This window comes from Paenibacillus sp. 598K (assembly GCF_003851045.1).
Classification (GTDB): Bacteria; Bacillota; Bacilli; order Paenibacillales; family Paenibacillaceae; genus Paenibacillus_D.
This window is the reverse complement of record NZ_BFBX01000071.1, coordinates 1-23,222: the sequence shown is the minus strand read 5'-3', so window position 1 is coordinate 23,222 and position 23,222 is coordinate 1. Positions and strand designations below refer to the sequence as shown.

22 protein-coding genes are annotated in these 23,222 nt (G+C 51.9%); 20 read left to right on the top strand and 2 right to left on the bottom strand.

Annotated features, from left to right (window positions below; translation table 11 throughout):
* On the bottom strand, positions 1 to 199 hold a 199-nt coding region (locus PA598K_RS20420), incomplete at its 3' end, for a hypothetical protein (protein WP_221414159.1).
* A gap of 221 nt (positions 200 to 420) precedes the next feature.
* Between PA598K_RS20420 and PA598K_RS20415 the strand changes: the two genes are divergently transcribed.
* From PA598K_RS20415 to PA598K_RS20325, 19 genes are all read left to right on the top strand, one after another.
* The gene (locus PA598K_RS20415; protein WP_128658737.1) at positions 421 to 1,131 is read left to right on the top strand and encodes a hypothetical protein; all 711 of its coding nucleotides are present in this window, start codon (positions 421 to 423) and stop codon (positions 1,129 to 1,131) included.
* Positions 1,132 to 1,486: 355 nt separating this feature from the next.
* Complete coding sequence (locus PA598K_RS20410) at positions 1,487 to 1,915, top strand: phage tail terminator family protein (protein WP_128658736.1); 429 nt, start codon at positions 1,487 to 1,489, stop codon at positions 1,913 to 1,915.
* Positions 1,912 to 2,094 carry a hypothetical protein gene (locus tag PA598K_RS20405; protein WP_128658735.1) on the top strand — a complete coding sequence of 61 codons (183 nt, stop codon included), beginning with the start codon at positions 1,912 to 1,914 and terminating at the stop codon, positions 2,092 to 2,094. The genes PA598K_RS20410 and PA598K_RS20405 overlap by 4 nt, the downstream gene beginning before the upstream one ends.
* Positions 2,095 to 3,411: a phage tail sheath family protein gene (locus PA598K_RS20400; protein WP_128658734.1), complete on the top strand. Its 1,317-nt coding sequence runs from the start codon at positions 2,095 to 2,097 to the stop codon at positions 3,409 to 3,411.
* A gap of 19 nt (positions 3,412 to 3,430) precedes the next feature.
* Complete coding sequence (locus PA598K_RS20395) at positions 3,431 to 3,889, top strand: phage tail tube protein (RefSeq protein WP_128658733.1); 459 nt, start codon at positions 3,431 to 3,433, stop codon at positions 3,887 to 3,889.
* Between the two features lie 29 nt (positions 3,890 to 3,918).
* Positions 3,919 to 4,341 carry a phage tail assembly chaperone gene (locus tag PA598K_RS20390; RefSeq protein WP_128658732.1) on the top strand — a complete coding sequence of 141 codons (423 nt, stop codon included), beginning with the start codon at positions 3,919 to 3,921 and terminating at the stop codon, positions 4,339 to 4,341.
* Between the two features lie 234 nt (positions 4,342 to 4,575).
* Positions 4,576 to 7,566 carry a phage tail tape measure protein gene (locus PA598K_RS20385; protein ID WP_128658731.1) on the top strand — a complete coding sequence of 997 codons (2,991 nt, stop codon included), beginning with the start codon at positions 4,576 to 4,578 and terminating at the stop codon, positions 7,564 to 7,566.
* 52 nt (positions 7,567 to 7,618) lie between these two features.
* Positions 7,619 to 8,338 carry a LysM peptidoglycan-binding domain-containing protein gene (locus tag PA598K_RS20380; protein WP_260405518.1) on the top strand — a complete coding sequence of 240 codons (720 nt, stop codon included), beginning with the start codon at positions 7,619 to 7,621 and terminating at the stop codon, positions 8,336 to 8,338.
* A 36-nt stretch (positions 8,339 to 8,374) separates the two neighbouring features.
* On the top strand, positions 8,375 to 9,358 hold the full coding sequence (locus PA598K_RS20375; protein WP_260405517.1) for an XkdQ/YqbQ family protein: 984 nt from the start codon (positions 8,375 to 8,377) through the stop codon (positions 9,356 to 9,358).
* 6 nt (positions 9,359 to 9,364) lie between these two features.
* Entirely contained in the window at positions 9,365 to 9,661 is a 297-nt protein-coding gene (locus PA598K_RS20370) for a DUF2577 domain-containing protein (RefSeq protein WP_260405516.1), read from the top strand.
* On the top strand, positions 9,658 to 10,029 hold the full coding sequence (locus PA598K_RS20365; protein ID WP_128658728.1) for a DUF2634 domain-containing protein: 372 nt from the start codon (positions 9,658 to 9,660) through the stop codon (positions 10,027 to 10,029). Before PA598K_RS20370 ends, PA598K_RS20365 begins: the two co-directional genes overlap by 4 nt.
* Complete coding sequence (locus tag PA598K_RS20360) at positions 10,022 to 11,101, top strand: baseplate J/gp47 family protein (protein ID WP_128658727.1); 1,080 nt, start codon at positions 10,022 to 10,024, stop codon at positions 11,099 to 11,101. The genes PA598K_RS20365 and PA598K_RS20360 overlap by 8 nt, the downstream gene beginning before the upstream one ends.
* A complete protein-coding gene (locus PA598K_RS20355) occupies positions 11,094 to 11,678 on the top strand; it encodes a putative phage tail protein (protein ID WP_185602131.1) in 585 nt (194 codons plus the stop codon). The genes PA598K_RS20360 and PA598K_RS20355 overlap by 8 nt, the downstream gene beginning before the upstream one ends.
* Positions 11,675 to 11,959 (top strand): ketopantoate hydroxymethyltransferase, encoded by a 285-nt coding sequence (locus PA598K_RS20350; RefSeq protein WP_128658725.1) that lies wholly within the window; start codon positions 11,675 to 11,677, stop codon positions 11,957 to 11,959. Before PA598K_RS20355 ends, PA598K_RS20350 begins: the two co-directional genes overlap by 4 nt.
* The gene (locus tag PA598K_RS20345) at positions 11,959 to 18,162 is read left to right on the top strand and encodes a hypothetical protein (protein ID WP_128658724.1); all 6,204 of its coding nucleotides are present in this window, start codon (positions 11,959 to 11,961) and stop codon (positions 18,160 to 18,162) included. The genes PA598K_RS20350 and PA598K_RS20345 overlap by 1 nt, the downstream gene beginning before the upstream one ends.
* 11 nt (positions 18,163 to 18,173) lie before the next feature.
* Positions 18,174 to 18,440, top strand: coding sequence for a hypothetical protein (locus tag PA598K_RS20340; RefSeq protein WP_128658723.1), 267 nt, complete (start codon positions 18,174 to 18,176; stop codon positions 18,438 to 18,440).
* A gap of 50 nt (positions 18,441 to 18,490) precedes the next feature.
* Positions 18,491 to 18,916 carry a hypothetical protein gene (locus PA598K_RS20335; protein ID WP_128658722.1) on the top strand — a complete coding sequence of 142 codons (426 nt, stop codon included), beginning with the start codon at positions 18,491 to 18,493 and terminating at the stop codon, positions 18,914 to 18,916.
* Positions 18,917 to 18,928: 12 nt separating this feature from the next.
* The gene (locus PA598K_RS20330) at positions 18,929 to 19,204 is read left to right on the top strand and encodes a phage holin family protein (RefSeq protein WP_128658721.1); all 276 of its coding nucleotides are present in this window, start codon (positions 18,929 to 18,931) and stop codon (positions 19,202 to 19,204) included.
* Positions 19,191 to 19,907, top strand: a complete 717-nt coding sequence (locus PA598K_RS20325; protein WP_128658720.1) for a glycoside hydrolase family 73 protein — start codon at positions 19,191 to 19,193, stop codon at positions 19,905 to 19,907. Before PA598K_RS20330 ends, PA598K_RS20325 begins: the two co-directional genes overlap by 14 nt.
* 108 nt (positions 19,908 to 20,015) lie before the next feature.
* Here PA598K_RS20325 and PA598K_RS20320 read toward each other — a convergent pair whose 3' ends face one another.
* On the bottom strand, positions 20,016 to 21,374 hold the full coding sequence (locus PA598K_RS20320; protein WP_128658814.1) for an FAD-dependent oxidoreductase: 1,359 nt from the start codon (positions 21,372 to 21,374) through the stop codon (positions 20,016 to 20,018).
* A gap of 778 nt (positions 21,375 to 22,152) precedes the next feature.
* Between PA598K_RS20320 and PA598K_RS20315 the strand changes: the two genes are divergently transcribed.
* Positions 22,153 to 23,118: an acetylxylan esterase gene (locus tag PA598K_RS20315; protein WP_128658719.1), complete on the top strand. Its 966-nt coding sequence runs from the start codon at positions 22,153 to 22,155 to the stop codon at positions 23,116 to 23,118.
* The last annotated feature ends 104 nt before the right edge of the window (positions 23,119 to 23,222 follow it).

Genomic DNA, 23,222 nt, shown 5'->3' with positions numbered 1-23,222 from the left:
GGATCGTCGCGTCGCCGCCGATCACCTCGGCCAACGTGCGCGTGATCTCCGGCGACGGGGCGGGGCGCTTGCCCAGCCGCAGCTTGCTGATATAAGTCGGATGGACCGTGATGCCAAGCTCCGCGCATTCCGTCGAGATCTGCTCGAGCGTCTTGCCGGAATGCTTGATGTAGTCGCTTAGCAATCGCGCATAAGACATGGTAGTTTCCTCCTCTCCAGGACACCGAGATTGGCTCGGTTTCAAGCGTTTCTTTCATTGTAGCGATCCTAGACTATTCTGTCAAAACGGATTTTGTCCTAGACAAAATAGTCTTGACACGCTTTGGACGGACAGGGTATATTTTCCGTAGACAAATCAGTCTAGTTATAGTCGAGCGAAGACTAATCAGTCTCGTAAAATAAGAGAAGGAGTGGATACGGATGAAAAGCGCCCTATCAAACGAGAACAAAATCCGTAGCGGTATGGAGGCCGCGCTGGATGTCGAGCAGTGCCGGGACGCCGTGTGCTCCGCCTGTCCGGGCACGGTGTGGGGGAAGAAAAGCATCTGCCGGGTGCATAATCTCTCGATCGGCCAAATCGACAGCTGTCCCGAATGGCTGAGTCATTCTGTGCGGACCCAAGTTGCAAGTCAGGCAGCGGACAAGGAGCAGGACCTGGAGCCGATCATGCAGTATGTGCAACAGGTGGACACGGAACTGCGGGACTTCAGCTGGACGGTGCGGGAGATTCGGAGGCTCGAGGAGGTGCTGGAAAAGGCGGCGATGGAGATCGGTCCGCTCAACATCCGGCTTGTCGCCCAGTACGGCATCGAGGCGGCATTGCCCAAGGGCAAGGGGGCCAAGGTCGGCGAGCTGTCGCTCTCGGAGATGCAGTACGAACGCACGGCCAAGCGGCTCGTCGAGCTGAAGCAGCGGGTCGAAGCGTTCACGCAGGCGACGGACAAAATTATGGAGGAGCGGGAGCGGACCGTGCTGGACTGTCTGATGACAGGCGAACGGATGAACGATATCGCCCGCCACATCGGCGTATCGCGCCAGCGGCTCCACGAGATCCGGCAGACCGTCATCCGCAAGCTGACGCTGGATATCTACCGTCAGTACCTGGAGTCGGAGGATGGCGAGCGGGAGTAACGAGTCAGGACGCAAGCGAGCAGCCAGCGAGTCGGCCCCTCTTCTCTCTAATGGGAAGAGGGGCCGACGTGCGCTTGGCGGCAGCGCCCGCATCGGCGGGAGGGACCTGGAGATGAGAGGAACCTGGAGCGGCCACTGGTGGGCATGCAACTGCACCGTCCGTCGGTCAGCTCGAGTAGGTTGACATTTCTGACACGGCGGACAAAATAGACAAAAATAGAAACGTATGTTCGTATCATGATACACTGAGCTCAGCGGAACACATGAACAGCAACCGGACACCGGGCCATCCTTCCCAAGCAACGGAAGGGTGGCCCGTCGTCGTCCGGCGGCTGTTCGGCAGCGCCGCAGGGAGGTGAGAAAGATCGCAACCATTACCGAAGTGAAGCAAGGCGTGCTCGATGCGCTGGCGGCCCGGTTCCCGGACTTCGCCGTCTATGAGGGCGAACTGCCGGAGACGCCGGCGGCCTCGTACTTCCACGTCCGGCTGTCGCCGGTGACGCAGGAGCGCCAGCTCGGCCGCCGCTATCGGCGCACCTACGGCTTCGATATCGCGCTGGCAGCGCCGACGCCAGACGAGCGGCTCGAGACGGCCGACGCGTTGCTCGACGAACTCGTCTACATCGAGGTCGACGGCGTGCCCTGCCGGGGCAGCGGCCTCAAGCACGAACTGGTGGACGGCGTGCTGCGCGTCTATGCGCAGTACGAGCTGCAGCTGGTGCGGGAGGCGGCGGAGGAGGTGAGGATGCAGCACTTCAGTCAGAAAGGGTCGATTAAAGCATGAGAAAAAAAACCGCTCCAACAGAAAAGAAAACATTCGAAAAACAACAGCTTGCCCGTTCTTCTAAGATGGCCAGTTGGAATATGGATGCGCTGCAAACAGTACTGAAGCAGGACGTGCCCTACACCATCGCGGAGGCGGAACAAGCTATTCGTCAATTCATGAAAAAGGAGGCCAATTAAATGGCTGGAGGAACATGGACAACTCAAAACAAAGTAAGACCTGGTGTATATATCAATTTTGAAAGTCAAGGACAGTCGCTTGGCACAGCAAGCGAACGAGGTGTCGTTGGTCTGGCTTTGTCTCTGCCTTGGGGACCTGCTAAAACATTGTTGCAGGTGAACAGCGGCGATGATGTGCAAGGAATTCTAGGATATGATCTAACCTCTGCATCCTTGCTTCTCGTGAAGGAAGCGCTGAAGCGGGCGCGTACCTTGCTGCTCTATCGACTTAATAGCGGGACAGCAGCGACCGTCACGGCAGGTAACTTGATCGCAACTGCGAGGTATGGAGGTGAAAGAGGCAATGATCTGTCGATTGTTATCCGGACGAATGTCGACCAGCCGGATAAATACGATGTGACTACCCTATTGAGCGGCGTTGTGAAAGACACGCAAGTAGTTGGTGAAGTAGAGGAACTGGTCAATAATGATTGGGTCGTTTGGAGTGGTTCAGGCGAGCTCGCGACAAGTGCTGGTATTCCTTTGACCTCGGGTGCTAACGGTACGGTAGTTAATGGTGATCATACCGATTTCATGAGCGCATTGGAGCTCCAAGATTTTCATACGGTGGCCTATACCGGAACTGATGAAACGCTAAAAGGTTTGTACGCGGCGTTTATTCGTCGCCAGCGCGAGCAGGAAGGTAAAAAAGTACAAGCTGTCCTCTCCAACTATCCGACAGCGGACTACGAAGGCGTAATCAGCGTGAAGAACGGGGTTGTCCTATCGGATGGCACCGTGTTGACAGCAGCACAAGCAACCGCATGGGTGGCGGCAGCAACAGCTGCCGCCACTGTGTCGCAAGGACTTACTTATGCAAGCTATGATGATGCGACCGACGCATCTCCTCGTTACACGAACAGTCAGACCGAGACAGCTCTTACTGCTGGGGAGTTCATGTTCAATGCTTCCGGAGGAAGAGCTTATGTGGAGCAGGATATCAATAGTTTGACAAGTGTCACACCTGACAAACCGAGAAGCTTTCGTAAAAACCGTGTTATTCGCGTGTTGGATATTATTGCAAATGACTTCAAGCGGATCTTTGAAAGCTCGTACCTTGGCAAGGTGAATAACAACGAGGATGGCCGAAGCTTGTTCCGTTCAGAAGTCGTCGTGTATCTGCAGAACCTTCAACAAATCAACGCTATTCAAAACTTTGACACGCAGGCCGATGTGACGGTCTCCGCTGGCCCCGATTCTGACAGCATCTATGTTGAAGCTAATATCCAACCGGTGGATTCGATCGAAAAAATCTATATTCGCGTCAATGTACGCTAACAAAGGAGACTGATTCAATATGATACTTGCAGCTCGCGACACCATCTCCGGCCAGGAAGGCCGTGCCTACGCTAATATCGGAGGCGAAGTCCATGACATGTTCTACATCAAAACGCTAGAAGCTACGGTTGAGAAGGAGAAAGTGGAAGTTAAAACACTTGGGCGCCGCGGTACTCAGCATAAGGCAAACGGCTGGAGCGGAACGGGTTCGATGACGATCTATTATACGACAACGAGGTTCCGTGAACTGATGCGTAAATATGTCGAAAGTGGTGTGGATACTTACTTTTCTATTAATATCATCAACGAAGATCCAAATTCCTCCATTGGAAAACAGGATGTTACACTGACAGGAGTCAACTTGAACAGTGTACTAATCGCGAAACTAGACACGGAGTCAGAGTTGCTCGATGAAGAGATTGAGTTTACTTTCGAAGGCTTTCAAATCCAATCGCAATTCAATACGCCTACAAATTAAAATGATTGCTTAGAAATGGAGGAAGAAAAATGTCTAACTTGAGCGCTTTTTACATGCAAAATGCGGCCCCACCCGAGCTTGAAGAGGTTGTGGTATCTTCACGCTTTAAAGGGCCAGATGGCAAGCCGGTCGCCTGGAAGCTGCGGAGCATGACAGAAGAGGAGAACGAAGCGATCCGTAAAGCCGCAACGCGTCAGATTAAAGGGAAAGGCGGTTCCAGAACGACGGAGATTAACGGCGACGAATACATCGTTAAGCTCGTCGAGTCAAGTATCGTCTACCCTAACTTGAAGGACGCGGAGTTGCAAAAATCGTATGGCGTTCTGGGAGCAGATAAGCTGCTGCGCAAAATGCTGCTTCCCGGGGAATACTCCATTTTGGTAAGTAAAGTGCAAGAGGTTAACGGTTTTGATCGTGATATGGACGAATTGATCAGTGACGTAAAAAACTGATGAATGAGGGGGATGCGGAGGCTAATTATGCTTACTACGCATTGCATGAGCTGCGCATTCTCCCTCAAGATCTGATGCGGATGAGTCGCAGGGAGCAGGCGGTCATTTATGCGATGATCGACGAACGCATCCAAGCGGAAAAGAAAGCGCGAAAATCAGCGAAGAGGCGTTAAGCTTCTTCGCTATTCCTACATAACGCTACTTGCCGGGCGTTAGGAAAAGGAGGGATTAGGATTGGCTACAACGGTAAGTATTAGCTTGCAGATGTTCGAACGTTTAAATCGTACCTTGGTCAATGCCCGGCAGAGCATGGAACAAACCATTCGTACTGCCGAAAGACTGAAGCAAAGCTTAACAACGCCTTTTGTAGTGTCGCTTGATACTATGCGCGCCCAGGCACGAATGGCGGAGTTAAGAGAGCGTTTGCGAAACGAGATCATATCCATACGCCTTATGTTGGATACGTCGAAAGTTACAGCAGCTAACTTCGGTTCCCTGATTGTAGCTTTTCAAAGCAAACTGGATGTTTCTGCGCTCCAGATCAGACTAGTATTAAATTCTCAACAAACAGTAAAAGCCATAACAGAGCTACAAAAGAAATTCAAGCTTATTACAATACAAGCGGTATTCAAAATCCCTGAATTACAAACCATTCGTGCTCAAATAAATCAAGCCATAAAAAAATTAGGCGGCGTGAACGTAAAGGTGAAGTTGATCTTTGATACTGGAACGGTATTAAAAGAAGTGGCTTCATTTCGTAAAAAACTACTGGCACGCTTGGGGACGATCGAGGTAAAGGTTGGTTTGCTGCTAGATTCATCGATTACCAAAGTGTTATCGGAACTTAGAGAATTGCTCCTTCAACTGACGTCACAGGTTAATAAACTAAATAGCGCGCTGAAACAAACCTCCTCAGGGGCTGCTGATGATGGCTCGAAAGATGACGACGATGATAAAGCTCAAGACAAACCTAAAAGTGTCTGGCGCTCATTAATGCCTGAATATAAAAAGATAGCTGGCATGTATAAAGCGATTGCAGACTCAATGATCGTTAAATCTGTGTTGGGCGGAGCTATGGAGCAAGAGCAAATGAAGGGCTCTTTACAGGCGCAACTCGGGATTGACTCTACCCAAGCAATGGGAATGATGGGGAGGGTTAACGATCTTTTTACGGCTGGCTGGGGCAGTTCTTTGCAAACCGTAACCAATGATTTTGCAAAAGTGCGTCAAAATTTAGAGGTGTTGTCTGGGGATGCTGCGGAAGCTTTTTTGAGATCTGCTTATGCTGTTGAGAATATGTCTTCTGGCGCCACGAATGTGAATGAGTTAACGAAGGTTACTCGGACGCTTATGCAAAATTTTCAAGGGCTTAGCGAGACTGAGGCGCTAGATTTAATAACGACCGGCTTTCAAAAAGGCGGAAATTATGCCGGCGATTTAATGAGCAGCATTAATGAAAATGCGAAGCAATTTGCCGGGATGGGAATGAACGCCGAACAAATGCTAGCCACATTGATTGGAGGCGGGAACTCAGGGGCGGCTAGCATCAGTAAGGTTGCTGATAGCGTCAAAGAAGGGTTAGAGCAGTTGAAAGGGTTGGAAAGTATCAGTCAATCAACGTTTTCAGCGTTGGGTCTTGATGCTGCCAAGATGTCTGGCAATCTAGCAGCCGGTGGGAATCAAGCCAATCAAGCTCTCCTTACGACGCTAGTTAGCTTGGCTAATCTTGAAGATCCGCTGGTTCAGGGACAGATCGGTGCGGAGTTGTTCGGCGACAAATGGCACCAGGTCAAAATGAATGTCATGACAGCATTGGAACAAGGTCAACAAGGCATGGGTGCTTTCCAGGGTGCTGCATCTACCGCAGCTTCCTCGTTAGAGGAAACCTTCGGCTTCCAGTTACAGTCGCTTCGAAGGAACTTTTCTGACGCCTTTGCCCAAGCCGGGGAAGGAGCCTTAGCTGTGCTTGTTCCGATTATCACACAGATTAACGATGCGTTTCAGGCTGGGTCCATTCAGCCCTATTTCGAAGCCATACGTATTGGAGTCGAAGCTGTTACTACGGCGCTTGCCGGTTTTTATGAATTCGTAACCTCTAATGGAGCAGTGATTGAGCCCATCATTATGGGGCTTGTTGCCGCGTTTGCTGCTTGGCGTGTCATAGCACTGGCAACGGCAGCGGCAACTATGATTTCTTCCATCGCGTTGCAAGTTCAAGCCGCTTTAGTAGGAGGGCTGGCTGGCGCTTGGAAATTGCTTAATGCTGTTTTGGGCAAAAATTTATTTATCATGATTACTGCTGCAGTTATAGGTCTTATCGTATGGCTTGTGCACCTCTGGAACACTAACGATCAACTTGTAGCAGGAATGTATCGCATTTGGAATGGTTTGTTAAATTTCTTTGATCAAGTCCCTATATTTTTCGCTAAGATTTTCTTTTCAATCCTCAACGGCTTTCAAGCACTTAAAGTGAAGGCGCTGGGGGTTATTGAATCGCTAGCTAACGGGGCCATCGACTTAATAAATGATCTTGTTTCAGTATTTAATACAATTCCAGGGTTTAATCTGGATTATGTTCAACATGTATCCCTGGTTGCAGATGCTCAAGCGGAGGCGGATCGCATCAAACAAGCCTCAAAGGATCAGTTGGACAAAATGAAACAGGATGCAGCTGCGAAAGCAGCTCAACGTGAGCAAGATGTATTAGATTACGTAAAAAACCGTGAAGACGATCGTGCAAAAGGATCGGCAAAGGAAGCCGCAGAACGGGCTGCTCAACAACAAGATCAAGGTAATCCTGGCGCTTGGAATGCAGGTGACTCGGCAGCGCTACCAAGAGGAGCACAGGCTGGTGTCGGTGCACTAGGAGGAATTGGAGCGAATGCTAGCAAGATGGCCACTGCTCCTGAATCGTTCGTAGATCCAGGAAGATCAGCCAAAATGGGGGCAAGTTCTCTTCAATCGCCTGATATTAATCAAGTTGGCAAAGTCAACGAAGTAGGAAAAATCAATCAGGAAGTAGACATTTCGGATGAAGAAATTCGAATGATGCGTGATTTAGCCGAAATGCGCGCTATTCAAAATTTTGTCACTTTAACACCAACTGTTCAAGTAACGACCGGACCGATTTCTAAAAATGTGGATGTCGAAGAAGTAGTTCGGCAAATCACTACCAGTATGGAAACGGAAATAGGGTCCTCGACACAAGGTCTTTACGGGTTTTAAATTTTTAGTGAGGCGCCTGTGTAGGCGCCTCTTTTGCAGGAGGTGAATGAAAGTGGAGTCAAACAATTCGAGGACGCTTAAGCCGTTTTCTATGATTTTAGAGTTTAATGGTGGAAAAGAAGCGCTTGAATTTCCGGTACTTCCTGAGAAAATTACGATCAAACGCTCAGGGGGCGGGAACGATTTTAACATCATTGGCAAGGGGCGAGTGGCGACAATTGAAAAGCCGAATCTCGCTGAAATTGATATTCAAAGCTTTTTTCCTTCTCAGATGCATCCCTTTGTGACCTCTAAACAATTGGACGAGCCTTGGGTTTATGTTCATAAAATTAATCGGTGGATCCACTCAGGTTACCCGATCCGGTTTATCTATACTGGCATTGATCCTACCAATTTAAAATCAAAGCTCTGGCTGCCAATGACGATAGATTCATTCGAACGATGGGAAGAGGCTGGCTCGCCGGGCGATGTTAATTTCAGCTTGAAGTTAAGAGAATATGTCTTCTACGCACCAATAAAAATAACCTACAAAACTAAAAATGATGGCACTACAGAACAAGAAATAGATCCACCGCAGCGACCGGATCTTAGAGTACCGCCAACAACGTACACCATCATCAAAGGGGATACCTTGATCAAAATTAGTATGAAGCTGTATAACGGGGATAGCAGCCGCTGGAAGGAAATCCAGAAACTTAATCAACTGTCTGATAGTGACCTCAAGAAGCTTCAAATTGGTCAAGTATTAAAGGTGCCTTTGCCAAAAACGTAACTCGTTAGTGAGGAGGAGGCGAGTCAACTGCTGAAAGTGACGATTGATAATCGTAGTGGAACACGTTGGGACGTCACATCGCTTGTGCCGGAACTCAATTGGAAAACCATGCGCGTTGGCAAAGCAGGCGTGTGCGATTTTCGAATCGTTCGGACACGCTCGTTGCAAGCTTCTGAACAGTTTCCCGTTAATTGTGGCGATACAGTACAGGTGTGGTATGAGGAGAACTGTTTTTTTCAGGGCTATATTTTTACAGTCGAGGAAGACCAGGAGCGCGTGGTTAAAGTAACCGCTTTTGATCAAATTCGTTATCTGATGGAGAGCGACACGTATGTGAAAAAAAATATAACTGCCACACAAGTTATAAAAGACAATGCTCTGGCTGTTGGTCGTTTATTGGGCCCGATTGCGGATACAAAGTACGTCATACCGAAGTTTTCTATGGATGGCCAAAAACGACTCGATATGATCTGCAAAGCATTGGATGAGACATTAATGGCTGATGGTTCGATGTTCATTTTTTATGATGACGCAGGTCTGCTCACCTTGCGCAATGTTACCGATATGAAGGTTAATCTTATCCTTGGAGAAAATAGTCTCGTCTATGGGTATTCAACCAGTCGCGATATTGACAGCAATACTTATAACCGGGTAAAGCTCGTACGCGATAACAAGGAATCTGGCAAGCGGGAAGCGTTTATCGAACAGGATAGCGATACCATTGCCATGTGGGGCCGACTGCAATTTTGGCAAAAAGTAGATGAGGGATTAAACGAGGAACAAATAAAAGCGATGGCTCATCGAATCATGCAATTAAAGAACAGGCAGCAACGTTCTTTTAATCTGGATGCCATTGGTTACATCTCTGTTCGAGCGGGCTCTATTTTGCAAGTGACCATGCCACATTTAAATCTGGACCGGAACTTTCTTGTGGAGGAATGCAACCATAAGTTTGCTGGACAAACCCATACGATGAAGCTGGAGCTCAATGCGTATGAAGTGGAGATGGAGAGGTTGTGAACAATTATGAGTATGAATGATATGGTTAAAAAAATCGTCAAACAAAGCCTGGATGCTCAACAGTTAGCCAGTGCAATGTATGGAAAGGTAACGTCTATCCATCCGCTAGAGGTTCTTGTGGATCAACGTTTTTCGATTCCATCCGAATTTTTAATATTGCCCGAGCATTTAACGGAGTACAAGGTAGAGCTTGGGCAGCAAACCTTATTGATTCGCAAGGGATTGGAAGTTGGCGATAAATTGATTTTGATACGATCCGATGGCGGGTTGCAATATGTTGTAGTGGGGAGGTTGAATCTATGATCCTACCTTCTGGCTCTTCTCAACTACTGGCTGTGAGCCAGTCTGAACAACCCAGTCTTACTTATAAGCTATGTTTAAGCGATGGGCGAGTGATCGGTCAGGTGGATGGAGTTGAAGCGGTAAAACAGTTCGTTAACAAACAGTTGCGTACGGAGCGATTTGCACATGAAATCTACACTGGTCGTATCGGCAACAGTATATACACTTCGGATATCGAGAGTGCTGTAGAAGAGGCGCTCTTGATAGATGAGCGTATCGTGGCCATCGAAAATATGACTTCGCGGCAAATCAAGGATGAAGTCGAACTGAAATTCACTGTTGTCACGAATATCGGTCGCTTCGAGGAGGAGGTGACATTCAATGTATGAAGCTCAAACCTTCAAAAGCATTCTTGAGCGAATGTTGGATCGGGTGCCTGATAACATTGACAAACGGGAAAGCAGTATCATCTATGATGCTTTAGCTCCCGCAGCGGTGGAGTTGGCTAATCTGTACCATGAATTGGATGTCAATTATCAATTATTTTTTGCAGATACAGCAACAGGCGAGTATTTGACGCGACGAGCAGCTGAACATGGCGTAACTCGCAAACCGGCGACAGCGGCTGTTCGCCTTGCCAAATTTCTGGATGAACAAGGTGCATTGGTAGAGGTTTCGGTTGGCTCTCGATTGGCAGCGGAAGGGAATGCCTATCGTGTGACGAATCGTCTGGCGCTTGGGCAGTATGAACTCACTTCGGAGACAACTGGCGTCTTAGGCAATCAATACTTTGGAGCTATCCTGCCTCTGGACTACATTCCAAGCCTGGCCACGGCAGAACTGTTGGATGTCATTGCCCCAGGACAAGAAGAGGAGTCGGATGGGGCTTTGCGGGCAAGATTTATGCAAGCGATCAATGAGCAACCCTTTGGCGGAAATGTTGCAGATTATCGAGCCAAGATCGGCAGTTTCCCAGGTGTCGGTGGCGTTAAAGTTTATCCGGTTTGGAACGGAGGAGGCACGGTTAAAGTGACGATAATCGATAGCAATTTTGACGCTCCGTCAAGCTTCCTGCTCCAGTCGGTGCAAGAGACGATCGACCCGCCTGATACCAGTGGCCAAGGTCTCGGCCTGGCGCCGATCGGTCATCAAGTTACGGTTGCCGGCGCTCAACCAGTTGTTATTGACATTGAAACTACATTGACTCTGCAAGAAGGGATCACGCTGTCACAAATTGAGCAAGAGGTGCAAGCAATAATCGCGGCATACTTCTTGTTGCTACGCGAAGCTTGGGCAGCTGAATCAGGAATTGTAGTGAGGGTGTCTCAGCTTGAATCTAGAATCCTCGGCATTTCCGGAGTATCGGATATTACTTCGACTTTTTTGAATGGGGAATCCGCCAACATTGAATTGCAAACCGATGAGATTCCGATAGTTGGAGAGGTGGTGCTTCGTGGCTGAGCCTTTGATTAGCTATCTGCCTCCTTTTTATCAGGATGTCCGTGAGTTCGTAACGCTAACCGAGACGGAAGATGTTGAGTTCTCTGCTCTGTCTGCGGCTGTAGCGCGTCTGCTGGACGACCAATTCATTATGACTTCGAACGAAGATGCGATCCGAAGACGTGAGCGTATGCTTGGTATCTTAGCTGATCGTGGTAGTGAGACGTTGAGTTTTCGAAGGGTTCGTCTGGTTAACCGGTATTCCACCAAGCCGCCATTTACCTTAACCTATCTCCAGCAACGATTGGATTTTGTAGCGGGGGCGCCAGGACTTGCATTAGCGGATATAGATTTTCAGGAACTTGTCCTAACTATACTGGTGGGAGTCGAAAATGCTGCCGTTTTAAAGGAAATCGAGCATACCATCCATGGTATTAAGCCCGCTAATCTTGTCTACAAGCCGATAACCTTTACTTCTGAGTCGATCGGTATAAGAGATCAGGCGTTTTCGATTGGACTGGATCGAAGAACGCTTCTTGGCAGTTGGAAGCTGGGCGTTGATCCGATAGCGATAAGACGAAATGAGGTGGCCTTATGATCCAGCCGAGTTATCTACACGAGATAGCCGAGTATACAGGGACCAGAATTGCATTCATTGTTTTAAATGAAACTGTTGTACTTAGTGAGTTTCTGGTGAAAGAAGCAACCGCCAATGCTCTGGTGTTGGAGTATTTGGTGCCTAAAGGACTCGTGAATGAGGTGTCGAAGGTGGAACTAAAAAATTCCGAGCAACAGGTGATTAGTACCCGATCCGTAAAGGTTCCTATCGTAGAAGACACAATAATGCGTCATGTAATGACGGTTGAGGAGGTAAACTAATGGCCTATAACGGAAAAACAAACTGGCAACATAATGACACCGTAACAGAGAAAGACATGAATCGTATCGAGCAGGGAATCAAAGATAATGCGGATGCTGTTGATTCGTTGAACGAGCCTGGAGCGATAACCGATACCAAAATTGGAAATCGGACCATAAATGATGCTACGGCAGCGTCCAGTGATACAGGATCGATAACCACCTTGCTTGGACGAATGGCAAATATGACAAAGGCTATTACAGGCGGAGCAACTTGGCGGACGGCGCCTGTGAAGTCGCTCACGCAATTAAATAATGAAAAAGCGCCGCTGGCTTCTCCAACTTTCACTGGTACACCTGCTGTACCTACTGCAGCGGCTGATACCAGCACAACGCAGGCTGCATCTACAGCTTTTGTCATGGGCCAAGCTTCGACTGCCGTTCCTTCCCGGGATAACGGGTTAGGTGCTGCGGGATCTGCCAGCCGCTGGGCACGAGCCGATCATCAACATCCTGCTGTATACGCAGATGACTATGCAACTGCGTCCACGCTCCCCGGCGCCTACCCGCGCGGGCAGAGCGTTTTTTTTGTGACATCGGCTGCAGGTGGATGGCCCAGCGGACAGGGAACGGTGCAGACCATAAAGGGTAACACCACATCCGCAGTTGTTCAGTATTTTTATCCGTCTGATGCTGCTGGTCAAGCCAGCGTCCGCTTTGCTGGCTCGGATGCTAATGTCTGGGGCGCATGGGGGAACGCACATGATTCCCGTAATCATAACAGTACAGGCGATCCCCATGGGCAGTATGTGAAGAAGAACGGCGATACAGTGACGGGTAACCTGACTCTGGAGGGAGGGACAACGTTTTCGGGACGACCCTCCTTTACTGCAACTGGCGGCGCTCCCTTTCAAGTGGCTTCGTCCAGCACGGTAACCAACCTTAATGCTGATCTGTTGGATGGTCAGCAAGGTGCATTTTATCAGAATGCCTCAAACCTGACATCTGGAACGGTAGCTGCTGCGCGTCTTCCAGCCGCAACCACAGGAAGCCAGGGGGCAATGACAGCCTCGGACAAGGCTAAACTCGATGGAATCGCTGCTGGCGCCAACAACTATACGCACCCCTCTAGCCATCCTGCGTCCATTATAACGCAAGATGCTAGCAATCGATTCGTCACTGATGCGGAGAAGTCGGCCTGGAATGCAAAAGAAACGCCTGCCGGGGCACAGACAAAAGCGGATGCAACTCTCGCTGCTCACGTAGCTGCGTCCAACCCGCACACGCAATATGCTCGGGGGACAGAGCTTGCGGCTCTGCAAGCGGAGGTCAACGACCTGGCCGCGCAGCAAGGCGAGGCTGCGGCTATTATCCGCACACTTGCACAAGGGGTCAACGTGCTGGACTCCGACCGGGCTACTGCTATGGATGCGGTGATTGGGGGGCAGACACGATATAACCTGCTGGGCAGCGATGGCGGGTGCGAGAGTCTGACGCCGTTTACCGTAAGCAATTCGTCAATCGTAATAGACAGTAAAATAAAACGGAGCGGCAACAATTCAATTAAAGTGCCAGGTGTAGAGGGAGCCGCAAGATATTTCAGCAAGGACTACCTGCAACCACTTGACCCAACAAAGACTTATATAGTTGGCGGATGGGTATACGTCGAATCATTCGCGTCGGGAGCTATCCCGCGCATTGTTTTGTGTGATGTAGGTACAACCACTTCAAGGTATTCTGCCCAATCGTCAATATCAACCATCGGGCAATGGCAGTTTGTATATGTGAAGGTACCGACGGCTAACACACTTGTCGGTAGTGGATTCCGCTTGTTCGTCGGGTTTGGTAATTCAGCGGTGTGCACAGCCTACTTTGACGAGATAAGAGTTGTCGAGCTCCCCGAGGCCGAGTACGCCGCCATTGGCTCAACCATTACCGGAGAGGAGGTAGATGCACTTATCCCGTATATCGACGGGGTGCAATCGGTAAGGGGTGTCTACCTCAACAATCCGGGGCGTAACCTTTATCCTGCCTTGCCCGATACTAGTATTATCGGTGGAGGGTACGGCACTTATGAGGTGTTGACAGCTTGCTCCCTAAAAGTTACAGCAAATGCATCTGGTAACAGTTTTGCTTATGCTTATCTCCCTGTCATACCTAACAAGCAGTACACCTTCGTAGCAGATATTATTGGGGATTCTGGTCGTATTGGAGTCTATAGCCATGATGGATCAAGTGCCCTCCGCGTTTATGACAAGACGCCTAGGACATTCAACAGCGGGAATAACAACTATGTGCGCCTCTATATGAGGACGGAACAAAGTACGACATCCGAATTTGTGAATCCGATGCTCGTCCTCGGCGACGCCTCCGCGCTGCCCACGTCGTTTGTGACGCGAGATGATCAGACGCACATGGCAGACGTCACACTACGCAGCCTGCCGTCGGGCCTGCGAGATAGTTACAATAGCCGGACACGTCAAGTATGGCGAGTTTCGGGAGAGGTACAGCTGGGAGATTTGGGAGTCCCGGCGCTTGTTACGACACCTACCAATGTTGACTTTATCCGATACCTCAAGCCTAGCAATATGTATACCGCTCAACTGTCCGCCACAGATGCTCTCGTGGAGGGATTTACCCACGTCCCGGCAGGATTATCTTCAGATAACGCTAGTAACATCGGCAAATATAGCGTCACGGTCATTACTGGGGGTATAACGTTTATCGTTGCGAAGGGGACAACGGTAGCCCAATTCGAAGCTTCGGTCAACAAGTCAGCCAAGATCGTCTACCGCCTTGCAACGCCCGTAACGGAGGAAATAGCCTCCGAGGGAGCGATTGCTCTGCATCCGGGGGTTAACTTGGTGGAACTGCGGACGGGACTCATTTCGCGCGAGAAGGCGAATCCTGGGATAGTTAGCGGTCAGTGGCGTATCAATGATTTCAACGTACCATCATCATTCTTGGTAAATCGCACCGTTCAAATCCTCGCGGTCTACAAAGGCACGGCCAAGGACAATGATTGGCTGCTACAATATGTACCGGCTACGGGCAACATGCGGGCTATGATCTCAGAGTCGCTATATGACCAGAATGCCAATTACTACGTCACCTATCTAAACCTTGACCGTCACGCCTACACGACGGCCATCAACGAGGCTGAGGCGAGGTATAACCCTAATATGGGGGGGACAGTCGGGGATTTGCTAGAGAGAATGGCGCGGGAGACACGGCGAAATGACGCACAGGATCGGGCTATAGACTACGAATCATCGCTTGGAGAAAATACCCGTAGAGATTTAGATGAGTTAACCAAAGAGACTAAGCAAATCACCAAGACATTATCGCATGGTGTTAATGTAATTGAGTCTAACCAAACAGCCCCGCTATCTGTAATTGCGTTGGGACAGACGGACTACAATATCGTCATCGGCGGCGGATGTGAGAGTCTTGCAGGTTGGAACACTACGGGGTTAGCTCCACAGGTATCGTCTGCGCAAAAGCGCAGTGGCAATAACTCTATTTACATTCAGCCGTCGACAACGCAAAACAGCTACATCTGGCGGGATATCCCCTTTAAGCTCGACGTCACAAAGTATTATGTCGCGGCGATGTGGATATACGCCGAAGCTTTACAGTCAGGAGGAGCGCTTGAGTTGTCGTTGCGAGACATTGGCACTTTTACAACACGTTACGCAGCCTATGCTCTGACTGGTTTAACAGTTGGAGCGTGGAATTTGGCCATTCTAAAAATCCCGACAAATAACACCTTGGTTGGTAATGGATTCCGGATCCTCGCAGGTCGGGGAGGAGCTGGTGAGTCATCCGGCTACGTCGATGAGATCCGGCTGCGTGAGGTGACGCCCGGACTCTATAATGCCATCGGCACGACCATTACCGGAGAGGCGGTGGATACGGTTATCCCGTATATCGATGGAATTCAATCGGTGCGGGGGCCTGCGATCACCGTAAAAGGCCGGAACTTACTGCCTTGGATGGAGAACGATTATAACGAGGGCACAGGGTCCACGACCTACCCTAACGTGTGGGAAAACAGCAGGCTCAAGGTACAAGATGGTTCTTCTAACGTCCACGGTCGAGGGGTTTGGGTAGATGTTGTACCAGGTCGGCCTTACACTGTTAGCTTTTTGATGGAACGTGAATTGGGACAAGGTGGAATGGCAATTGGGTACAATAGCAGAGACTCAGTGCTGTTATCCATAAGTGGATTTTCACCGGGTAAAAGGTCCTACACATTTACACCGCAGCAAAACAGAGTTCATTTGCGGTTTTTCTGTACGGGGACAACGGCAGATGGTGCGGCAAGGCCTTGTTATTTTTCCGATTTGATGCTTGTTATCGGCGAAGCACCCGCGCTGCCCCCATTGTTTGTACCTCGTGAGGATCAGACTCACATTGCTGACGTGACTTTGCGCAGCCTCTCATCAGGCATACGTGATCGATACGAGGCATCAATCGGCAAGGTATGGCGAGCGCTGCAGGAAGTGCGGTTGAGCGATCTGGTATATCATGAGAGCATCACAACCGGCGGTAATGTCGACCGTATCCGATATCAACGTCCTCCAGGATGTGCACAAGGCGCGGTTTTTGATGTGGTGATGGTTGAAGGCATGGCAGTCCAAAGCGGCACAATTGATACACTTGCCAATATTGGTAGGTTCTCCACGACAGTATCTACCGCGTACATCGACTTTATCGTCGCAAAGGGTACCACACGTACGACCTTTGAGGCAACGACGAACATGTCGGCTAAGATTATTTATCTACTGGCTACGCCAGCCTGGGAGGATGTGGCACATAGCGGAGCACTGACGGTAAATCCAGGTCATAATGTGGTTGAGGTGCGAACTGGGGTTGTGCTACGTGAGGAGGTCGGGACTACTGAATCGTCAGGTTGGCGCTACATCAACGCGAGTGTCGGGGGCAAGTTGTTCCAGCGTGCTGATGTGATACTATGGGTCAGTGGCGGTGACGAGCCAGCGTGGCATATGCTCCAGCGAGGCAGCGTCGACGCATCTTATGGACTCGGTTTTGCTCGGATCTTGCCCGATCTGTTTGACGCCAGCAAGGATAAGCGTTATGTCACCTATCTCGTCCTCGATCGTCATGCCTACACGACAGCAATCACGGAGGCCAGCATCACCATGGCGGTCAATCTCGGCAGCACGGTCGGAATCAACACGGAAGACATCGCTCGGATCAAAGTCCACAACGACAATCAGGACTTCGGCATACGCGAGTTGCAGCTTGACGCCTGGGCGCTCGAGACAATGAGCGCTAACCGCAATGGCTATGGTGTGACAACGGGGACGGGTACTGCTTATATGGTAGCATTGACGCCGTTACCAGTGGGCATTTCGGCGGGGCTGCGTATTACCCTAAAGCTACACGCCACCAACGGCACTGACCCAACGATTAATGTTAACGGTTTGGGAGCAAAACCGATTCGAAAGCCCAATGGCACTGCACCTGCTGCCGGACTGCTCAAGGCCAATAGCGTCTATACGCTGGTGTATGACGGTACAATGGCTTTTATCTTACAGGGTGAGGGAGGTGAGTACGGAGACGCCGCAGCAGGGGACGTGCTGGCGGGCAAGACGATCGGCACCGAGGATGGTCTGGTGACAGGCATATTGGCCCTCACCGGGGACGCTACGGCCGCGCAGGTCCTGACCGGGCGTACCTACTACGACACGGATGCCAAGGCGCGGCGGACGGGATCGATGCCCAACAGAGGCGCGGTAACGATCACGCCAGGCACCGCTAATCAGACGATCCAAAACGGCTACCACAGCGGCAGCGGCGTTGTGCAGGGCAGCGCCAACCTCAAGGCAGCTAATATCCGGTCGGGGACGACGATATTTGGTGTGACCGGCACGCTCATTCCTGCGCGGCTGGAGGCGGCAGGTGGCGGCACACCGCAGGTATTCGGCGAGTTTACCGTGACGGGGCTAGCCTTCCAACCGAGTATTATCATTATATACACCCAGATTAATTTTAGCGGCATGGGGGGGAATACCCAGCTTTTGTACACCGATCCAAGCGGTACGGCAAACCTGTACGCCGCCTACCCCAACGGCGGTACCAGTATGGAGCGGACGCAGTACGTGTCTAACCGGTGGACGATCAATAGCAACGGCTTTGTTGTACGCGGCGTCACGGAGTTTGTGTCCTGGCGGGCGCTGGGGCCTGCGCAGTCATAAGGAGGGATAACGTGGAGATAGGTAGACGGATATACTACGATCCATCGACAGGTGACGTCATTGTGGACACTGGCGAGCGTGCGGGGGCTGTCGTGGAGACGACGATAGCACAGGATTTCGCCGTTTACAGCGCCTTGGCCAGATGGGAGCCGGAGAATGTTGGCGTACTGGAGCTTGATTACGGCCAGCATGCAGAAGAGTTTGTGTCATGCAAGAGTTACCGGATTGAGGATGGTGCGGTCGTATACGAGTTTGGGGACAAGTCAGACCCTGCTTAGGGCCTTTCCTTATAACAGATGTAAGTGTACTCCAGGAGGGAGGTGAGGACATGGACTTAATCAGCGAGGATACAGCAAAGCGACTGCAGCGAGTGGAACAGCAGATCGCCGAAGTACAAAGCGAAATGCTCCGGTCAGCGCAGGAGTATCTTGCCGTTCAAGCGCGAATCGAGCTGCTGGAGAAGAGCATCGAGCGGCATGACGAAGAGCTGCGAGAGCTCAAAGAACTCTCCCGCAGTCTCCAGCAGCAATACGACCGCTTCGGCGAGAAGATCGACAAGTTGGAGAGCAAGCTGTTCTCGTGGATGCAGCAGCTGCAGCGCGACAATGCCGAGCTGATCAAAGCCGCCCAGACGGAGGGGGCGCTCGAGCGCCAGACGACCCTGAAGTCCTGGATGACCTTCCTCCAATATGTCCTCGGCGGCACGATCTTTATCATTGTCGCTTATGTGTTTGGCGTAAACTTCATAAGATAGGAGGGATGACCCATGGAATGGGATGTGGTGCAGGAGGTGCTGGATCCGGCGCTGCTGGTCGTGCTGATCGCCTGCTGGACGCTCGGATATATCCTCAAGCAGACGCCCAAGGTGCCGAACTGGGCGATCGTCTATGTGGTAACGCTGTTCAGTCTGTTCTTCTCGGTGTGGATCCTCGGCTTCGGGGCCTTGCAGCTGCTGCAAGGCTTCTTGTGCGGGGCGGTTGCGGTGTACGGCTATGAGCTGATCAAGCAAGGCCGGGAGGGTGCGCGCGATGGCCAAGCTTAGCCGACAGGCGTTCATCGCCAAGCTGGCGCCCACCGTGCAGCATGTGCGGCGCGAGGGCTCGCCGATCTTCCCGTCGGTGCGGTTGGCGCAGAACATCCTGGAGACAGGCTGCGTCATCCATCCGTGGAACAATCTCGGTGGCATCAAGGTCGGCAGCGGCTCGCCGAACGCCTATTGGCGAGGCGGCGTGGTGTACAAGGGTACTTGGGAGGTATACGACGGCAAGCGCGTCGATATCCAGGCGGCCTTCCGCGCGTACGATACGTTGTACGATTTCTATATGGATCAGGATCGTCTGTTCCGGATGCCCCGCTACGAGCGGGTGCGGCGGGCGATGACGCCGGAGCTGCAGGCCGAGATGCTGCAAGCGTGCGGCTATGCGACCGATCCGAGCTATGCGCGCAAGCTGATCGCGATCATCCGCGAGGCTGGACTGCGCGTATATGACGAGCTGGAGGAGGAATGGACCGTGAGCGAAAAGCAGGCGATGGAAGCGCGACTGCAGCAACTGGAGCAGCGCGTGCAGCAGCTCGAACAGGCACATGACAGCGCTGTGCCCCCTTGGGCGCAAGGCGTCGTCGAGGCGGCGGTGAAGCAAGGGCTGATCGAGACGCCGGTGCGGGGCAGCTATGACTTCTACCGCATGCTGGCGGTAGTGCATCGCAGCCAGACGCAGGCGGCGAGTCGAGCGTCGGACCGGTGAGAGTGAGAGGAGTTGAACCAACGTCATACCATAACGCCCTAAAAGGCCGGGACCGTCTCTTCGACGATCCCGGCCCTTTTTCTTTTTCGTACATAACTTGATGTATCCTTAGGCCTTCACGCCGCCCCGGTCCATAGCCGCCATGGCTTGCAGGCCAGTCTGATTGAGCAGGTTCCATGGCTTGTTGTAGTGCGGCTGGAAGAAGAAGTCGACAAAGGCGAGCTCGGCGACGGTCATGCCGTTCTGGATGCAGACCGACAAGGTGTTGATCTGCTGAGTCAGATCAGCCTTCGAGAGGATCTGCCCGCCGACGATGCGGCCTGTCTCGGCCTCGTAGACGAGGCGGATCAGCACCTGCTCGTAGTGCGGCATGAACTCGGGAATGTCGTGATCCTGCAGCGTCAGCTGCTGGACATCCATGCCTGCGGCGACGGCGGCTTGCTCGGTCATCCCGGTCGACGCCAGATTGTAGTCGTACAACTTCAGCCCCGAGGTGCCCTGGGTGCCCATATAACGGACGGTCGGCTGCATCAGATTGCGTGCGATCAGGGTGCCCATGCGGACCGCATTGGTCGCGAGCGGGATGTAGGCCTGCGTGCCCGCCGGGTTATAATGGACGGCGCAGCTGTCGCCAGCGGCGAAGATGTCCGGGTTGCTGGTGCGCATGTATTCGTCGACGAGGATCGCGCCGTTCGGCAGCGTCTCGACCTGGCCGCGCAGCAGCTCGGTGTTCGGACGGAATCCGATGCAGAGGACGACGAGGTCGGTATCGATCGCGCCTTTAGTCGTGATGACCCGCTTCACTGGGCCTTGATCTCCCTCGAACGCTTCGACGCTGCGTCCCAGCGCCAGCTCGACGCCACGGCGCTTCAACTCGGCCTCGAGCGGTGCGGTGAATGGCTCGTCGAGGTATTTGCACAGGATGCGGTCCATGTTGTCGATCAGCGTCACCTGCTTGCCCATCTGCTCAAATGCTTCGACCAGCTCGATGCCGATGTAACCTGCGCCGACGATGGTTACGCGCTGCGCGTCGGTTGCTTTGGCCATGATCGTTTTGGCGTGACCGTAGTTTTTGCAGAGCAGGATGTTGTCGAGGTCCATGCCGTCCATCTTGGGGATGATCGGCCACGAGCCGGTCGTCATGACGAGCTTGTCGTAGCTGTCCGTGACGATGTGGTCGCCATCCAGGCTGCGCGCGGTCAACGTTTTGGCTGCGGTGTCCACGCCGAGCACCTCATGGCGCATCCGCATCTTCACCCCCATGCCTTTCAATTGCTGCGGCGTAGCGTAGAAGAGCTGCTCGGCCTCCTTGACGACGCCGCCGACATGGAGGGCGATGCCGCACGAGAGGAACGAGATGTTGTCATTGCGCTCGTAGACGGTGATCTCGGCTTCGGGATGCTGCTTGGCGAGTTGGGTGACAGCGGCAGTGCCTGCATGGGTGCAGCCGATAACGGCGATTTTCATGGTTGTCATGGCGGGTTCCTCCTTGAGTATCGTGAATTAATTCACAATCATAGATAAAGTTAAATTAATTTTGATCGGGAAAGCTTTGACTACACGAACTTGCAGCGTCTTACTTTTGAATGAGAAAAATAAGGTGGTATATGTCCCAATGGTGAGTAAAGGTGATGTACGTAAATGTGATTTAATTCACAATCTTGAAGCGATGACCTAACTATATACCGAAAGGCAGTAGCTTGCAATAGGTGAACGTGATTTATTTCACAATAAAAAATGAAGATGTGTCTGAAGTGTGGACAAATTCACAAAACCAACATTCTTCAAACTCTGCAACTATACCCGATGTCCTCTCCAATCTCTCCAAAATCTACTGCCTTACCTCACAATCTCCACCGTATGGAACCGTATGGGCTAACTACGCGCAATAACCAATTGCTCGTTTATCTGGTGTGCGACCGTGAAGAAGCCAGGAGCCAAAAGCGACAATAAAAGCCTTTACAAAACGGTAAGCAACAGGGTAAGGTGAGGGTACATCGAGAGCAAGCCGGCGGACGCGCGCCCAGACGGGGTAGTACAGCGGACTCGAATATACTAGACGTAAGATAAACGATCCGAGTCGTTAATCGAGGAACTGGCGACAGCCGACGGATGGTTGGGCATTTCATCGAATCGCCCGCCCCACCGATAGCGTATTGCCCTTCTTTAAGGGCGCTCAGCCCCGCAACGATCCGACAGGCCTGGGTGCGCTGTCCCGACCGAGCAGGGAAAGGAATGGATGATTGTGAGCTTTGTAGAGAGACGAATACGAGAGCTGGAGCAATTCTCGGCCCCCCAGACGTCGCAGGAGGATCTCGGAGAGTTCTGGGATGAGACGCTGCGGACGGCCGCCGAGCGACCGCTCCATGACCGGCGCGTGGCAGAGGAGAGCTTGTCGCCACATATGGATGTGTACAAGGTAACCTACGAGGGCTATGACGATACGCCGATCCATGGCTGGTATCTGTTGCCCCGATTCGCGATGCCTGCGGCTGGCAAGGGCCTGCCGTGTCTGGTGATGTATCATGGCTACCATGGCAGCAAAGGGTATCCGGAGCAGTATGCGGCCTGGCTGATGATGGGGTATGCGGTCTTCGCCATCGATGTGCGCGGTCAGAGCGGCGAGACGGGCAATCTGCTGGCGCAACGTCACGGCAAGACGGCGGGCTGGATGACGCAGGGCTTGCTCGATCCGAGAGGCTGCTACTACCAGGCGATCACCGTCGATGCGATCCGTGCAGTAGAGTGGGCGGCCGCTCAGCCGGAGGTCGATGCCAGCCGGATCATCGTCATGGGCGGCAGCCAGGGGGGCGGTCTGGCGCTCATCACGGGCGCGCTCAGCGATATTCCGAGCCAGGTCGTCGCAGATGTCCCGAACATGTGTCACATGGATTACGGGATCTATCATTCCCAAGGCTCCTTGACCGAGGCAGCAGCCTTCGTCTCCCGCCAGCCGGAGCATCTGGAGACGGTGCTGCGAACGCTCAGTTACTTCGATATGATCAATCTGGTGGGCCGGCTGACCGTGCCGACGTTCGTCTCTGCCAGTCTGAAGGACCCGATCTGCATGCCGGAGACGATTTTTGCTTTTTATAACCGCCTGGAGGCGCCGAAGCAGATGCAGATTTACCCGTTCAACGGTCATACGACGAGCGGCGATCATCTGCGGCAGCAGTTGACCTTCATCCGGAAGCATGATCGTCTGAGCTGATTAGGGGGCCATTGAAAGCCGCTTGAAGTGGCACTCTGAACAGTTTCAGCCTTTGTCTTAGATGCCGCTCTCGACTTGGGGAGCGGTTTTTTGTGCGCTTGGCA

What these genes read in the sequence shown, in the direction of transcription:
- PA598K_RS20395 (WP_128658733.1), top strand. Translation starts at nt 3,431, where the DNA reads ATGATACTTGCAGCTCGCGACACCATCTCCGGCCAGGAAGGCCGTGCC.
- PA598K_RS20365 (WP_128658728.1), top strand. Translation starts at nt 9,658, where the DNA reads ATGATCCTACCTTCTGGCTCTTCTCAACTACTGGCTGTGAGCCAGTCT.
- PA598K_RS20320 (WP_128658814.1), bottom strand. Translation starts at nt 21,374, where the DNA reads ATGAAAATCGCCGTTATCGGCTGCACCCATGCAGGCACTGCCGCTGTC.
- PA598K_RS20325 (WP_128658720.1), top strand. Translation starts at nt 19,191, where the DNA reads ATGGCCAAGCTTAGCCGACAGGCGTTCATCGCCAAGCTGGCGCCCACC.
- PA598K_RS20370 (WP_260405516.1), top strand. Translation starts at nt 9,365, where the DNA reads ATGAGTATGAATGATATGGTTAAAAAAATCGTCAAACAAAGCCTGGAT.
- PA598K_RS20360 (WP_128658727.1), top strand. Translation starts at nt 10,022, where the DNA reads ATGTATGAAGCTCAAACCTTCAAAAGCATTCTTGAGCGAATGTTGGAT.
- PA598K_RS20345 (WP_128658724.1), top strand. Translation starts at nt 11,959, where the DNA reads ATGGCCTATAACGGAAAAACAAACTGGCAACATAATGACACCGTAACA.
- PA598K_RS20400 (WP_128658734.1), top strand. Translation starts at nt 2,095, where the DNA reads ATGGCTGGAGGAACATGGACAACTCAAAACAAAGTAAGACCTGGTGTA.
- PA598K_RS20415 (WP_128658737.1), top strand. Translation starts at nt 421, where the DNA reads ATGAAAAGCGCCCTATCAAACGAGAACAAAATCCGTAGCGGTATGGAG.
- PA598K_RS20405 (WP_128658735.1), top strand. Translation starts at nt 1,912, where the DNA reads ATGAGAAAAAAAACCGCTCCAACAGAAAAGAAAACATTCGAAAAACAA.
- PA598K_RS20390 (WP_128658732.1), top strand. Translation starts at nt 3,919, where the DNA reads ATGTCTAACTTGAGCGCTTTTTACATGCAAAATGCGGCCCCACCCGAG.
- PA598K_RS20330 (WP_128658721.1), top strand. Translation starts at nt 18,929, where the DNA reads ATGGAATGGGATGTGGTGCAGGAGGTGCTGGATCCGGCGCTGCTGGTC.
- PA598K_RS20350 (WP_128658725.1), top strand. Translation starts at nt 11,675, where the DNA reads ATGATCCAGCCGAGTTATCTACACGAGATAGCCGAGTATACAGGGACC.
- PA598K_RS20335 (WP_128658722.1), top strand. Translation starts at nt 18,491, where the DNA reads ATGGACTTAATCAGCGAGGATACAGCAAAGCGACTGCAGCGAGTGGAA.